The organism is Pseudoalteromonas sp. KAN5, assembly GCF_022846535.1.
GTDB lineage: Bacteria > Pseudomonadota > Gammaproteobacteria > Enterobacterales > Alteromonadaceae > Pseudoalteromonas > Pseudoalteromonas haloplanktis.
The window spans coordinates 1,032,765-1,047,879 of record NZ_AP025589.1 but is presented as its reverse complement, the minus strand read 5'-3'; the positions used below and the strand labels follow the sequence as shown (position 1 = coordinate 1,047,879).

General features: G+C 40.7%; 12 protein-coding genes and 1 riboswitch. Of the genes, 7 read left to right on the top strand and 5 right to left on the bottom strand.

Annotated elements, in window-relative coordinates; genetic code table 11:
- Positions 1-75: 75 nt before the first annotated feature.
- Positions 76-1,398 (bottom strand): sodium-dependent transporter, encoded by a 1,323-nt coding sequence (locus tag KAN5_RS04500; protein WP_244390600.1) that lies wholly within the window; start codon positions 1,396-1,398, stop codon positions 76-78.
- Between the two features lie 152 nt (positions 1,399-1,550).
- Between KAN5_RS04500 and KAN5_RS04495 the strand changes: the two genes are divergently transcribed.
- Entirely contained in the window at positions 1,551-2,297 is a 747-nt protein-coding gene (locus tag KAN5_RS04495; RefSeq protein WP_244390599.1) for a 4'-phosphopantetheinyl transferase superfamily protein, read from the top strand.
- Here the strand turns inward: KAN5_RS04495 and lysC are convergent.
- Positions 2,274-3,677, bottom strand: coding sequence for a lysine-sensitive aspartokinase 3 (lysC, locus tag KAN5_RS04490; protein ID WP_244390598.1), 1,404 nt, complete (start codon positions 3,675-3,677; stop codon positions 2,274-2,276). The genes KAN5_RS04495 and lysC overlap by 24 nt on opposite strands.
- A 77-nt stretch (positions 3,678-3,754) precedes the next feature.
- Positions 3,755-3,926: riboswitch (Lysine riboswitch) on the bottom strand.
- A 114-nt stretch (positions 3,927-4,040) separates the two neighbouring features.
- The gene (gene nhaD / locus KAN5_RS04485; RefSeq protein ID WP_016707392.1) at positions 4,041-5,288 is read right to left on the bottom strand and encodes a sodium:proton antiporter NhaD; all 1,248 of its coding nucleotides are present in this window, start codon (positions 5,286-5,288) and stop codon (positions 4,041-4,043) included.
- A 179-nt stretch (positions 5,289-5,467) separates the two neighbouring features.
- On the opposite strand from nhaD, the gene KAN5_RS04480 reads away from it, so the two are divergent.
- The 4 genes from KAN5_RS04480 (at position 5,468) to KAN5_RS04465 (ending at position 10,833) form a co-directional block, all read left to right on the top strand.
- On the top strand, positions 5,468-6,757 hold the full coding sequence (locus KAN5_RS04480; RefSeq protein WP_244390597.1) for a hypothetical protein: 1,290 nt from the start codon (positions 5,468-5,470) through the stop codon (positions 6,755-6,757).
- 5 nt (positions 6,758-6,762) lie between these two features.
- Entirely contained in the window at positions 6,763-7,308 is a 546-nt protein-coding gene (locus KAN5_RS04475; RefSeq protein WP_016707394.1) for a hypothetical protein, read from the top strand.
- Complete coding sequence (locus KAN5_RS04470; RefSeq protein WP_244390596.1) at positions 7,308-10,109, top strand: ATPase; 2,802 nt, start codon at positions 7,308-7,310, stop codon at positions 10,107-10,109. Before KAN5_RS04475 ends, KAN5_RS04470 begins: the two co-directional genes overlap by 1 nt.
- Before the next feature lie 175 nt (positions 10,110-10,284).
- A complete protein-coding gene (locus tag KAN5_RS04465; protein WP_244390595.1) occupies positions 10,285-10,833 on the top strand; it encodes a DUF4136 domain-containing protein in 549 nt (182 codons plus the stop codon).
- Positions 10,834-10,954: 121 nt separating this feature from the next.
- Here the strand turns inward: KAN5_RS04465 and KAN5_RS04460 are convergent, their stop codons facing one another.
- Positions 10,955-11,452, bottom strand: a complete 498-nt coding sequence (locus tag KAN5_RS04460; RefSeq protein WP_138555444.1) for a peptide-methionine (S)-S-oxide reductase — start codon at positions 11,450-11,452, stop codon at positions 10,955-10,957.
- Positions 11,453-11,685: 233 nt separating this feature from the next.
- Between KAN5_RS04460 and KAN5_RS04455 the strand changes: the two genes are divergently transcribed.
- Positions 11,686-13,509: a TonB-dependent receptor gene (locus tag KAN5_RS04455; RefSeq protein ID WP_244390929.1), complete on the top strand. Its 1,824-nt coding sequence runs from the start codon at positions 11,686-11,688 to the stop codon at positions 13,507-13,509.
- A gap of 39 nt (positions 13,510-13,548) precedes the next feature.
- On the opposite strand, the gene KAN5_RS04450 is transcribed toward KAN5_RS04455, so the two are convergent.
- Positions 13,549-13,812 (bottom strand): YkgJ family cysteine cluster protein, encoded by a 264-nt coding sequence (locus KAN5_RS04450; RefSeq protein WP_244390594.1) that lies wholly within the window; start codon positions 13,810-13,812, stop codon positions 13,549-13,551.
- Between the two features lie 127 nt (positions 13,813-13,939).
- Here KAN5_RS04450 and KAN5_RS04445 point away from each other — a divergent pair, with 127 nt between their 5' ends.
- Positions 13,940-15,112 (top strand): efflux RND transporter periplasmic adaptor subunit, encoded by a 1,173-nt coding sequence (locus KAN5_RS04445; RefSeq protein WP_244390593.1) that lies wholly within the window; start codon positions 13,940-13,942, stop codon positions 15,110-15,112.
- Positions 15,113-15,115 lie beyond the last annotated feature (3 nt).

Below are 15,115 nucleotides of genomic sequence, written 5' to 3'. Positions count from 1 at the left end.
AAACTAAAAAACTGACGGCTGACGGCTGACGGCTGACGGCTGACGGCTGACGGCTGACGGCTGACGGCTAAATTATCAACCAAATGCTACATTAGCAAACACCGCTGTCATTAGTATCGGACATACAAAACGGATGTATTGTGCAAACCAAAAACGCATGCCTGTTGCTGCTTCATGTAGTTGATTGCCGCGGTGCCATAACCACCCTACGGTAATAAAATAAAATAGCCCCATTAATGGTAATTGGTACTGAGTAAGCACCATGATCACTAAGCCAAATAACCAATCAAAGTTAAAGATAATCAGCGATGAAGCAGCAAGAACCGTCAAGCTCACTAAGAAAGTGGCTTTTTTACGTTCAACTTGATGATTTTCAACTAAAAAGGCGACAGGTATTTCGGTTGATGAAATTGTTGAAGTCAGCGATGCAATCGACATTAATACAAAAAACAGTAAGCCAACTAACAAGCCAACTTCACCCATGGTGTTAAATAACTGCGGCAAAATTGCAAAAATTAACTGCCCCTCGCCCACTAGTTTTCCATCACTAAATACTTGTACGCCGTTATGCTGCGCTACATAAATAGCTGGAATAATTAATAGGCCCGCTAAAAATGCCACCCCGGTATCAAGCAAGGCAACCGAGGCTGTTAAGCGTGGTAAATTCGCATCAGGCTGTAAATATGAGCCATAAATCATCATACAACCCACGCCTAACGACAGCGAAAAGAACGCCTGCCCCATTGCGGCAATAATTAAGCTTGGCTCGAGCACTTGGCTAAAATCAGGCACTAAATAGGCTGCAAAACCTTCGCTGGCACCATCAAGGGTTGCTATATAGGCAATTAACCCCACAAGTAATACTAATAACAGTGGCATTAAACGGCGTGACCAGGTTTCAATACCTGACTTAACCCCCTTGAGAATAATGCTCGCGGTGAGGAGCAGCATCAATGGTGTAAATATAAAATTACGTACCATCGAGTCAGTTTGTAAAAACTGGCTTAGCTCTGTGAAGCCTAAGAATGTACTTATTGGCTCAAGCGCGTAGGCTAGCATCCAACCGGCCACGATTGAATAAAAGCTCAACATGACAATGGCGCCCACTAAACCTAAATAACCTGCTGCGGCGCCTACATTTGGTGCTTGAGCTTGCCATGCTTTTTTAAGCGCTTTAACCGGATTAGCTTGAGCTTGATGACCTAAATATAATTCAGTATATAAAGCAGGCAGAGCCAATAAAAATATAACAATAAAATAAACCAGCAAAAACGCACCGCCGCCATGATTCGCCGCTTGCGTAGGAAATCCCCAAATATTACCCAATCCAACCGCAGCGCCAGACGCTGCTAAAACAAAGCCAAGGCGGCTTTGAAAACCATCACGCAATTGTGCCATACATCTACAAATCTGTTATTATTTTCATTGTTGTGAATTAAACCATATTTCACAGTCAGTGAGTAATAAATTTGCCTTGGCTTAAATAACCCGTGCACAACCGCACAAAATATAAACATATTTATTCTTTTATCACTTTAATTGTGGATTTTATGCCTGCGTTATTCTTTCAACAGCAACTAGATATCATTGAGCACACTGTACAGTCACTCAATACACAAACAATTTTGTTATTTGATGCTCAGTTATTAAATGTTGATGAATTCAATCTAAACACATTATTAAGCCCTTTTGAACTTACGGTATTCACTCGTCGTAAGAGTAATAAAGCAAAGCAAGAGTATTTAGCAACACGGTTATTACTTAAGTATTTGGTCAAACGCAGTTTCCCTGAGTTTACCACTCTACCTGCAAATCAACTAAGCTCTGAATTTGACGAGTCTAGTAGTAAATTACTCATCCATATAGCGGGTAGTAGCACAGTAATAAGTAGTTGCCTGTCGCACTCAAATGGTTTTGTTGGTGCGGCATTGAATATCGACCGAATTCAATTTGGCTTTGATATTGAAAAAATAAACTTACAGCGCCCGTTTGAAAAACTCGCTAAGCATTTTTATCATATCGATGAGGTCAATTTAATTACGCAAAATGAACACCAAGGCGCTGAGCGTTTTTTTAGAGTTTGGACTTTAAAAGAAGCGCTGGCGAAAGCTACGTCTCGGCCCATTGCCAAACTCTTAAGCCCCAATGTATTTACTGAGCTGACGCAAGCAAACTTAGCGGCGGTGAGCTGCCAATATAATGAATTTGATATTAGTGTAGTAAGTGAAAAGAGCACTGACTGGCAGTGCTCTGTGGTAAATTCTATTGACTCGTTACGCGCCGTGCTGAGCTTCTAATAAACGACTATGAATAGCTTGGACAACTAAGTCTGACTCGCTTTGCTCAACTAAAAAGCACAAGTTATGTTTACTTGCGCCGTGGCAAATTAGGCGGATATTAAAATCACTTAACACCTGCATTAAGTTAACTTGTTGCTGACGTAATTGGATCTCTGAACCAATTAACGCCACTAAGGTTAAGTTGTTTTCAACCGATACATGGCAAAACTCAGCAAGCTTGTCTAAACACTCTTGATCAAGTTCAGGACGTGACGCATTCGGTGCATTATCTAACGTAATTGCCACGCTTATCTCTGAGGTGGTTACCAAATCAACCGAGATATTAAACTCACTTAAAATAGCAAATACACGGGCTAAAAAGCCACTTGCTAGTAACATTTCAGGGCTTTTAAGCGTTAGCAGTATTTGGTTTTTACGTTGTGTAACCGCTCGAATACCTGGTAATTGTGATTTTTCACGTTCGATCCAGGTACCGCCTCGCTCCGGCTCACGACTTGAACCTACAAATACACTGATGTGGCTGCGGCTCGCGGGTAAAATCGTCGCTGGGTGTAATACTTTGGCACCAAAAGTCGCCATTTCAGCCGCTTCATCAAAACTTAAACGGGCAATAGGTGTGGCTTTAACGCACAAACGTGGATCTGTACTAAAAATTCCCACAACGTCAGTCCAAATGTGTACACTCTTAGCGTTTACGGCTTCAGCTAATAACGCCGCACTGTAATCTGAGCCACCGCGACCAAGTGTGGTTGTTTGCCCATGCGCGTCGCTACCAATAAAGCCTTGAGTAACTACAACATGATCTTTTAAAAGCGGAATTAAATGCTCTCTTGCTGCCGCAGCTGTTGCTGCAACATCTGGCGTTGCTTTAGAAAACTGGCTATCAGTTTTAAGCACTTGGCGAACATCAAAACGAACAGCTTCTAAGCCATTTAAACGCAGCACTTGGGTAAATAAATACGATGATAAACGCTCACCAAAGCTCAGGAGTTCATCTTGTTGTTGTTTTGATTTAACCCCTTCACTTGCTAAGGCTTTAAATGCTTTTAGTGTTTCTTCAAAACCATGAGCTAAGTCTGCATCAAGTGACAACTCATTTAAAATCGCGTCTTGAATCGCTACTACGCCGGCAATATTTTCAGCGCGCTCATCACTTGAGATATCCTTTTTACACAATGTTACTAGGTGGTTGGTCACGCCAGCACTGGCACTAACTGCCACTACCCGTACATTGTTATCGGCTACAATAATTTCACTGCAACGGCTCATTGCATCAAAATTAGCCACACTGGTACCGCCAAATTTTGCTACTACGATATCTGATTTTTGATTTTTCGCTGACTGTTGTTCATTATTAGCAGCTAATTGGGTATTCATGTCGTCTCCTTTTGTGGCAATCATACCACGATAAAACAAGAAGAACTTGGCAAGGGGGTGCTCGATAAGAAAAGTCCACTGCCAGAAGCTCTCCACCTAATTGGTGACAGTTTTGAGGATTCAGCCCCATAAACCGAAAAACCACTGTGACGTGCAGTTGTTTTTCTCGGCGAATATTTCCCTCCTTAATGGTCGTAGGCAGTCGTCACCTCACATTAAGTACCTAAATACCGCACCTCTTCTGAATGTTAGATTAATTGCATTCTCTAATTATCAATTAAAATAACAAAGCCCACATATAGTGGGCTTTGAAAGTTATCGTTTAGACGTCTAGCTGTCAAGTTGTTTTAATAATAAAAGCTATTAAATCAAGCTACCTGCTATATATGAGCCTATATAACCGACCGTATACGCGATTAATAGATACACAGACATACGTAAATAACTCATAAATGTGAGCGCTTTTACTTTACTCATAGCAATAATACCGGCCGCCGAGCCGATAATTAGCATAGAGCCACCTACGCCAGTTGCATAAGTAAACGATAGCCATTGCTGCGGACTCATCACAATCTCGGCTTTAAGTAATGCAGCCGTCAGCGGTACGTTATCAACTGCGGCTGATAAAATACCCATTAGGTAGTTCGCATACTGCGCTGGCATTAACTCATAAAGGTGCGTGAACTTGCTTAGCATGCCCACTTCTTTTAACGCCCCTACGAGTAACAACACACCGACGAAGAACAGCAAAGTGTCGTATTCTATTTCTCGAATATAATCGATGATTTTTTTATTTACGTCTTTTTTACGCATTAAGAATTGCGCAACTAAAAACATTAACGATAAACCAAAGAGGAAAGTTAATAACGGCGGTACGTGGTAAAGTACGCTGAATGTCAGTGTAGCGATAATAGTTGATAAGAAAATAACCGCGATGGTGATATCGGTTTTTTCAATACGGCGCTCTTCTTGTTTGGTGAACTCAACAGCACCATTTAAGCCAAACGACAGCATAATCGCCAGCAACGCCACACTTGCAAGTGCCGGCACGACCAATAACAATAAGTTAGCGATACTGACTTTCCCATCAAGGAAAATCATTAATGTCGTCACATCACCGGTGATCAGTGATACGCCACCGGAGTTCACGCTAAAAATAATTAAGGTGGCATATTTAATGAGCTTTTTCGGATCGAGTTTTAACGACATAACCACCGCAAGCGAAATTAATGTAGCGGTAATATTGTCTGATATCGACGAGAATAAAAATGAAAAGCCACCAATCAAAAACATCAGCTTGCGTTCGCTTATAGCACTGGGCATGACTCTGTGCACAATATTTTGGATAAAACCTTTGGAGTTTAAATAGGCAACAAAGGTCATTGCAGCCATTAAAAACAACCATAATGTGGCAATCTCTAAAATATTGTGATCAAGTTGATGTTGTACATTTTCGGGGCTTTGCCCGTTGAGCGGCGAGATAAATAAGATAATCCAGCATAAAGTACCAAAGAAAAGCGTGGTTTTGGCCTTGTTTACATGGATAATATCCTCTATAACGATGAGCACAAATGCCAACGCTATCAGGGTTAGGATAATTGTAGTTACCATGGTGTTTGAACAACCTTTATAAAAATGTAAAAATTGTATGCTATATGCCGCAGGTCGACACGGCGCGCAGTCTAGCACCAAAGACTGTGTAAAACTATTGTAAATTTACTTTTATTCGACTAATCACTGTGAGCTTAAAAATTAGCTAACACAGTATAAATTAGGATTTTTGGAGTTTTATGATCCCAGCTAAAAAGTTGCTAAATACCCTTACAGAGCACTGGGGAATGTTAGAACTACTATTTAAACGTTTTAAAATGGCCGACTTCAGTCTAAAAGACGTACAAAATGCGATCAAACAAAAACAGCCAACATGGTCAAATGAACGCATATACAAAGAAACCAACCGACTTTTAAACCAAGATATTATTATTCCATTAGCTAAGTCATCGCAGCTAGAAATTAACCGTGCGATCGCAGACTTTGCTACTTTTTTATTACAAGAAGAGCATCTAGGTTTAGCACAAGAGATCACTGTGTTGGTTGACGATTTAGCCAGATTAGGCGATCGCTTAGATAATGCGGGTAGTATTGAAGACTACGACGAAATGCGCCGCTTTAGTCGCATTATGGATGATCGGGTGCGCAAAATAATGAAGTTATTTGCTCACAATGAAAATGCAATTTTAAATATTGTTGAACAAGCTAAAGCGAATAACGCTGTTCAATCGCTGCAAAAACGTTACCAAGCAGTCATTGAAGCCTTTGACGAATATATTGAACCGATGCTAGAAATGGTGGATATTCGCGGTAGTTTTCATGCCTGTTTTAATACTATTGAATCCCAGATAAGCAGCCAAATCGAAAGTATTGAACGCAGCGGTAAAGCCTATCAAGACAAACGTATGCTGGAGCGATTGCGCACCCGTATTTTAGAGATGCACCTTGTTGGTCGAGAAAGCTTACGTAAAAGCGCTGATATGTTAATGCCACTGCGCGAAGAGTTACGCCGTAATAATATGATCACTCGTCAAGCCGCTAAGGTACTCGGTTTAGTACGCAAAAATGGCGTTGATAATATGCTCACTGCGGTACAGCCTAATTTTGTGTCTGACACACAGCGCTTTTCATTAGGGCAACAACGCCATATTATTGCTTACATGGCCGCACTCGCTGAGTTTGAACACAGTGAATATGAACTGCCCGATCAACAAGACGTGCCCTCTTTTGTAACGCCTAATATTCCTGATTACCACAATGTAAAAGCGAACTTTAAAAAGCGCTTCGATTCTAAGCGTAAAAAGCCGCAGCCATTATTAACCTTTTTAGGGGAAAGCTACCCCGACCTTGAGGCTGACGAAATGCTGTTTTTATATCAAAAGCTGGTCAGCGACAGTGAGATTGAAATCAGTCAAAGCGATGAAAAAATGCGCGTAAAAATCGCAGGTCAACATTTTTCACTGTTTCCTTTTAATACCAAACCAATTAATTCTAAGCCTGTTGTATCACCACACACAGGGAATGAGTAACCGTTATGACACAAATAAATTTAGATGAACTAAGTCATCTACAAGCGATTAATAAAAAATTAGTCACCGGCTATCACATCAGCGAACAAGACACTGTAATGTGGCAAGAGCTTGATCAACAAATTGATGCCTACCGCGCATTATTTAGCGCCCTTGGCCATGATTTACAACACGACAGCCGTGGTTTTTACTATTTTGCCAGTGATGAAAGCACGCCAAACATGGGCAAGATATCCCGTGCAATTGCCCTAACTATTTACATTTTAATTGAGCACTACGCCAACTCAGGTAAAGATCCAATGCGCGCTTTATTTGACGAAGTAAGCGATTTAGAACTGATGCAAACGCTAGTGCAAATGAATAAACACTTGTTTGATCAGCTTGAGATTTTCTCTGGCTCTGACTTACGCAAAGACGTGTACTTACGTATGGTACGTTTGGGCCTGAGCCGAGAAGTCGAAACTGGTTTTATGCTACAAGCCCCTATTTATCGCTATATTGATGCCCTAATGGAAGTAAATGAAGAAACCTATATTGGAGAGGACGAATAATGAAAAACCTATACGGCCTCAGTAAGTTGGCATTATTAAATACCGCAGGTTACGCCAAGTGTGTTATTCCACTTGATAAAAGCAGCTCAATTTGTGCGCCTAACAATACCGGTAAAAGCTCGGTCATAAACGCCCTACAGTTTCCCCTTATTAATGATTTACGCCTCACTGAATGGGACGGCCATGATTTAGACGAAACCCGTAAGTTTTATTTTTCATCTGATCAATCTTATATTTTACTCGAAGCCGATCTGCCCCACGGACCTGTGGTGATTGGGGTGGCAGGGCTTGGTAAAATTGCCGGTTACGCCCATCAGTTTTTTTGTTATCAAGGCAAACTTGACCTTGAGCAATATACACAAGGCAAAACCATCATTAAGTTCACTAAGCTGTTTAATCACTTAAAAGAGCAAGGGTTTAATCCGATTGAGCTTAAGGCCCAAGAGCTGAATGCCCTATTGACTGGCGGCGCAACGCCATTTGATGGCGACATTAACTTAAAAATGATCCCGCTCAACAATGTGCAAGACTCGGCCATCTATAAAGAAATTTTCCGCCGTATTTTGAACTTACATAAGCTCGGCGCAGCCGATGTAAAACGCTTTATGTTACGCGTGTTTGAACGCCATATGTCAAACTCAAAAGTAGACTTTTACGAAGTGTGGCGTCGCTCTTTTGATAAAGTAAATCGGGCTAAGCGTGAATTAAAAGCCCTTGAATCAATGCAAGAACCAATTAGTGCGCTTGAATCAATGCTTGAAAACCAAACAGTGTTAAAAGGTAAGTTAGCGGCTTATGCACCTAAAATAGATCAAGCTCTAATTGATTTTGATACTTATCAACAAGCTCAACTAGACGATCTGAATCTGGCACTTGAAGACATTGAACAGGAAAAGCACGAGTTTGAACAAAAACAACAACTGTATGTACAACAATCTCGTGATATTGAACGTAAGCAAACTCAAATTGAGCAATGGTTTTTAGATTTTAATGCTTTAAAAGCCGAGTTTGAATTGGTCAATAAAGCCACGTTAAAAGTCAGCCTTGCTCAGTTTAAGCAAGATTATGAGTCACTCTCGCACTCAATTAATAGTGCTCAAGGCCAAAGCTTACATACCCTTGATTACCGTATTAGCGAAACTCAAAAGCAAATAAAAAGTTTAAAACTGCAACTTAAAAACCTTGAATTCAACTTATTTACACGCATGCGTGAGGATTTATCGCTCAAAGAAGTCGAAGAAATTTCGCGTATTTTAAACCCTGATATTCTCTCGTTTGCAACCACCAGCAACGGTGATATTACTATTACCGACGAAGATGCCTTTGGTGCGTTTTTAGAGCAATTATCAGAAAACGTAAAAGGCGGCGTACTCACCTTACCCGGCGCAACGATTAAACTGAAAAAACTCTCTGCGGTACAAATGCAAAGTGGTGAAAATAAAGAGCAACTTACAGCGCAGTTAAATGCTCTTGAAAATTCATTGCAAGAATTTAAGCAACAGCGAGACGTTGCGGCCAATGTGGCTGAGAAGCAAAAAGAAAAAGATACACTTTATGATGAGCTAATCAGTGCCGAAAGCGCGCTTAAACGCTTTGAACAATTTGAAGTGATGCTGCAATCCATTGATGCACAAGCCATGCTAAAAGAGCAATTACTAGCAGAGCGCGAGCAAGTTGATGATTACTTACAAGATATTCAAGCAAATAGTGGCTCAATTGCTGATAGACGCTCAATAATAAAGTCTAAAAAAGAACTTATATCACGCCAAGCGGATCGTCTGCGCCAAGTAAAATCGGAGCGAATCGACCATACGCTTGATTTGTACAGCGGAAAAGTCACGCCTTATATGATCGATATTCAGATCGACTTTGATAACTTAAGCGATTTAGTACATCACTTTAATAAGGACTGCCAAGAGCTACGTAATTTTGATATCAACGTACGTAATACCTATTTGCATATTTATAATGCCGGTATCACAAAGTTTGACAACGAAAATGACGAATTTAGTAAATACCAAAAACTCATTAGTGCATTTCACAATATTGATAATGAACGCGATGCTGTTGAACGCCAAGCCCGTGTGGCCCTTACCGAAGTTGCAGCCACGATTAAAGGCCTACGTGAAGATTTAGACAGGCTGCGTCGTGAAATGAACAGCTTTAACAAAGGTATTAGTCAGCACCGTATATCTAACCTGCAAGCGTTTAAAATTAACGTGATCCCCCGCAAAATGTTGGTTGATAGCATTGATACGATCATCAGTACTTCAAGCCAATTTGAGCAAGGTGATACTTTGGATTTACTCAGCCAAGAACCCTATAGCGAAACGGCAGTAAACGAAGCGAAAGATCACTTAATTAAACTTGCCTCTGATAAAGCCGGTTTAACCCTGACTGATCTATTTGATATCCGTTTTGAAGTGGTGAATCGAGCTGGTGAAACTGAGCATTTTGAAAAAATAGATTCAGCCGGTTCAAATGGTACGCGGATCACCATTAAATTATTGTGCGGTATGCTGTTTATTCGCTATTTATTAAGTGATCAAGAACAAAACTTATACCGTATACCTATATACATTGATGAAGCCGCAGACATCGATCCACAAAATCAAAAAGCGATTATTGAAACAGCCCTAAGCTTTGGTTTTGTGCCAATATTCGCCTCAGTGAAACCACAAATTAGTTGTGATTACATTGTGCCCATTCGCTCAGTTAAAGATGGTGCTCAAAACTGGGTGGATGAGAAAGATTGGATCGAAGTGGAGCATGACTCTCTCACTAAAAATACTGAAATATAGGGCATAGTTAATTCACTATTCAGTAATCTGCAACTAAACTGACAGTTTAGTTGCTATTGCTATATTTTATTGAACTTAGTTTGAAAAATAGCAGTAAAAATATATTAAGTTGAATTATTTTTATGTTATGTTATCAAACAAGTAGCTATATATATTTTGCCAAGGAGCAAACACCATGAAAAACTTACTAATTGCCGCAGCAGTCCTTATGCTAGCAGCCTGTGCAAAAACACCAGATGTTGATTATGATAAATCAGTTGATTTTAGCAACTACAAAACATTTGCTTGGTTTCCACAAGCGACATTAGCAAACGCGGGTAACTATCAAATTAGTCCGTTAATGGAGCAGCGTGTTCGTGAAGCGGTAAATACCCAATTACAAGCGCAAGGTATGACATTAGCAGACACAGCTACTGCCGACGTATTACTTAACTACCATGCATCTGTAGATACAAAAATTGACGTGGATACATTTAACGTTGGTTACGGCGCTCAGTGGAACTATTGGGGGATGGGCTATAATACGCAAACTACAACGCGTGAATATGATGTAGGTACTTTAGTACTTGATGTTGTTGACCGTGCTTCAAACCAGCTAGTATGGCGTGGTGCTCGTGAAGGTCGTTTACAAAAGAAACAATCTCCAGAAGAGCGTAACGAAGCAGTAAAAGAATCTGTTGCAACGATTCTTTCTGGCTTCCCGCCTGAAAAACTTAAAAAATAATTTATAGCAGATTATTTAAAAGCTCACTTTAAAGTGAGCTTTTTTGTGCCCAAAATATTCTTTTAGGTGCTTATATTAAGCGTGATATGTTAAAGCAGATATGAAGTTAAGATCTATTACATTAGTTTTTGTATTTATGTAGTAAAACTCGTGGGATATGACAGTAGTCATCGGGGAAGTGAGTTAAACGGTCTTGATGCTCTATATCGCTTGCTACGTAATTGGTTAAAGGAAGTACTTCGACCACAATTTTAGCAGCATCATCTCGCTTGTTAATATAATCACGTGCTATGGTTAGGTGTGTCGGCTGTTTACTATAAATAGCAGTACGGTACTTAGGTCCAACATCATCCCCTTGCTTGTTAATACTATAGGGATCAATAATTTCAAAGAAATAGCTGATCAACGTATGCAGCTCTACCTTATTGGTATCAAACACCACAAGCACACATTCAGCATAACCATCATAATCGCCCGCTGTCGTGTTGCTTGTCCCATTGGCACGTCCAGCTTCAGTGCTTATTACACCAGGTAAATGCTTAATAAACTCTTGTACACCCCATAAGCAACCACCAGCAAAATATACGGTTTCGAAATCAGTATTATTAACAGTATTCATAGAGTACAACCTAGCAAGTGTTTAGCAGAATTAAGAGTGAACAGCCAAAGAGATACATGATTAGCAAATGCAATTTTTTCTCAATCAGATACAATAACGCCCTATTTTAATCACGTGCTAAGAATGTACTCAATAATAAAATAACTGATGTACCTAACTGCACAACTAAAACAATAGTATAAGCGCAAAGAGATTTTAACGTGATCAAACCTGTACACCTAGCATTACCTACCTTGTTATGTAGTTTTTCAACATTAACATTAGCAGCCGAGCAAAAAAGCAATACCGATGAGATTGAACAAATCGCAGTGCACGCTTCAGCCACGGCCAATCAACTTCCCGTTGGTACATTTGATGCCCCTGTGTCTAACTTAGAATATGATCCGCGAGTTGATTTGCAATCTCGTAATATGGCCGAAGCACAAGCGGATGTGACTATCCGTGGCGGTATTTTTGAAAACACCGGCTTTCGGGTAGGCAGTGCAACTTTATTTGACCCACAATCAGGTCATTATTTTGCTGAGATCCCTATTGCACCGCAAATGCTAGATACCGCAGATATTTTTACTGGTGTCGAAAATGCCCTGTATGGTGTAAATAGTTCAGTTGGTACGGTATCGTTTGGTTGGACGCCCATTAATACTGGTGGCAGTGTGTCATTAGGTACGGGTAATAACGACTTTAATTTACAAAGCATCAATGCTGGAGTCAATGTGCCACTTTCAGGAAAACCTGATTGGCAGTTAGGTTTTCAAGGTGACTACGCGCACTCGCAAAGTGACGGCACAATAGACAATGGCGATCATGACTTTACCCGTGCATCTGGCCGAGTGCAATTAACTGGCCCGCAATCACAAACAGACTTATTTTATGGCTCGCAGCAAAAGTTTTTTGGCTGGCCAAACTTATATACGCCATTTGGGGTAAACGAAACCGAAGATCTGGATACGCAATTATTTATCCTTAACCATAAGCAAGGCTATGCTAAACAGAGTGCGTTTGAAATATCCGCTTATTATCGCAAAAATGATGACCATTATATTTACTCACGTGAAAACCCCAGCGCATTTGAAGCATTTCATCAAACACAGGTAAAATCTCTCGCGCTATCAGGCCGCCATAACAATACTGAGTCATTTGCAATAAATTACTCCGCGCAATATATGGAGGACTCGATTGAATCAACCACGCTTGAAAATAACTTTACCTCGCGTAATTATTATAAATTAAGTGTGTTACCAGAATATCAAACCGCCATTGCAGCTAACCAATTATTGACTATTCGCTTAGGGGCAGCTTTTGACGACACGAATAGAGATGACTCACAATTTTCGCTGCTTGGGGATCTTAATTGGCGTACTCAAAATAATGATGGCACAGAGCGCACAGTGTACTTATCGTTTGCTCAGGCAAGTCAAGTAGCCGGATACACAGCTATTGGTGGCAGTGAATCAGGTGGGTTATTTAGAAGTAATTATAATCTTGAGCGCGAAACCACTCAAAACCTAGAGCTTGGTTTATTACTTGAACAGCAATCTTGGCGCTTAGATTCAGCTATTTTTTACCGCCAAGATGAAAATCTTACTGATTGGACCTACAGCTACAGCTCTACTTCTGCCCGCGCCGCTAACCCAGTTGATATAGACACCGCGGGCATTGAGTTTTTAGCAACTAAACAGTTTGATACTATTGAGTTTATTAGCAGTTACACGTATCTGCATAAATCAGAAAGTTATGGCGCAGCAGATATCGATGCCAGTTTTTATGCCTTGAATTTTCCTGATCACCGTATCACGCTCGGTGCTGTTTGGCAGCCTATGGATGTGCTTGAATTTAGAATTGATAACGAATGGCGTAAACAACATGAAAATGTATTAAGAACCGGTGATGATGAAGCGTTATTTACACATCTCACATTAAAAATAACCCCGCCAACACTTGATAACTTATTTATCACACTATCAGCTGATAACCTATGGGGCGAAGCATTTGAAGAGATCCCCGGCACACCTGGGCGTGGTGAACAATACACGCTGAGCGCAACTTATAACTGGTAAATGTAAAATTGTTAAACCGCATTTTTAGAATGCGGTTTTTTATGTCATCTGTTCAAGTTCAGTGATCAACTGCAATGCTTGCGCGTTGCTGCTACCACATACATCAATTGTTGCAGTAAAATCACTACATACTTTCGGCCGGCTTTCATCACCAAACAACTTACATAAATTATTGTTATCTAACTGAATACAGCGTTCTCCCGCTTTTTTACCCTGTGGCATTCCTGGGATTGGCGAGCTGATACTCGGCGCTATACAACATGCGCCACAACCCAACCGACAAGCCATTGTTGATGTGTTCATAATTCGCCCCTTTTGTGATTTATTTCATCAATATGTTAATTGTGTAATGACTTGTTACATCTTCATACGCCTTGTAAACACTTTCTTCATTATACTCACAACGTCACCAAATTATGAGGAAAGCCCTGTGGCTACTAAAAAACAAATCATCTTACCTATTGCCGTGTTAATCACGGGTGTAGGTCTCGCGGTTGCGTTTTCTGCAATGAAACAACCGCCAGAAGAAAAACCAGCACAAGATACACGCCCATTGGTCTCTGTTAACCCTATTCACCTTGATGCAATTTCCCTAGATGTTCAATCATATGGGGTTGTAAAAGCAAAAGATCACACTCCACTGGTTGCGCAAGTAAGTGGCCAAGTGGTGTATGTCTCTGAGCAATTTGTGCAAGGTGGTTTTGTTAAGCAAGGCGATATTCTAGCACGAATAGATCCAAATGATTATGAAGCAGCGTTAATTGAAGCTCAAGCTGGGTTGGCGCAAGCAAGCTCGGACTTAGAGATTGAACGCGCACAAGCACATGTAGCACAGGCTGAATGGGACCGTATAAAAGACGATTCAAACCAAATGATCCCATCACAATTATATTTACGCAAACCGCAGTTAGCAGAAAAACTTGCTCGCTATCGCGCAGCGCAAGCATCCGAAAAACGTGCCAAGCGAAATTTAGAGCGCACTTATATTAAGGCACCGTATGATGCGATTATTTCTGAACGGGCAATTAGTTTAGGCAGTGTTGTTAACCCAGGTAGCCCGTTTGGCGCTCTCAGCTCGACTTTAGTTGCTGAAATTCGTCTGCCAGTGGCTGATAAAGAACTGCAATATTTAACTAACAGCGGTATCGGCGCAAACGTTACGCTCAATGCTGACTACGCTGGCAAGCCAACAACCTGGCAAGCTAAAATTGTGCGCAGTGAAGGCGTTATCGATCAAAAAAGTCGAATGAGTTATTTAGTAGCACAAGTGAATACCCCTTATGCCAGTGAACAGCCACTGCGCTTTGGCTCTTATATCAATGCCACTATTTCAGGGCGTGAACTAGATAATGCGATTATCGTTCCTCATCACTTAGTGAAAAACGGCAAAATCGCAGTAATGAATGATGATTTAACACTTTCGTTTAAACCTCTCACTATTGTTAGAGAACACAATGGTATGGTTATCGTATCACAAGGTTTAAATGATGGTGAGCAACTGATCACCTCGGCGTTAGATTTTCCAAGTGAAGGTATGCAAGTCAAACTCAATGACACTGATACGCTAGGCGCTGCAACGCAACTTGCGCTAAAAGAGGAATAACGC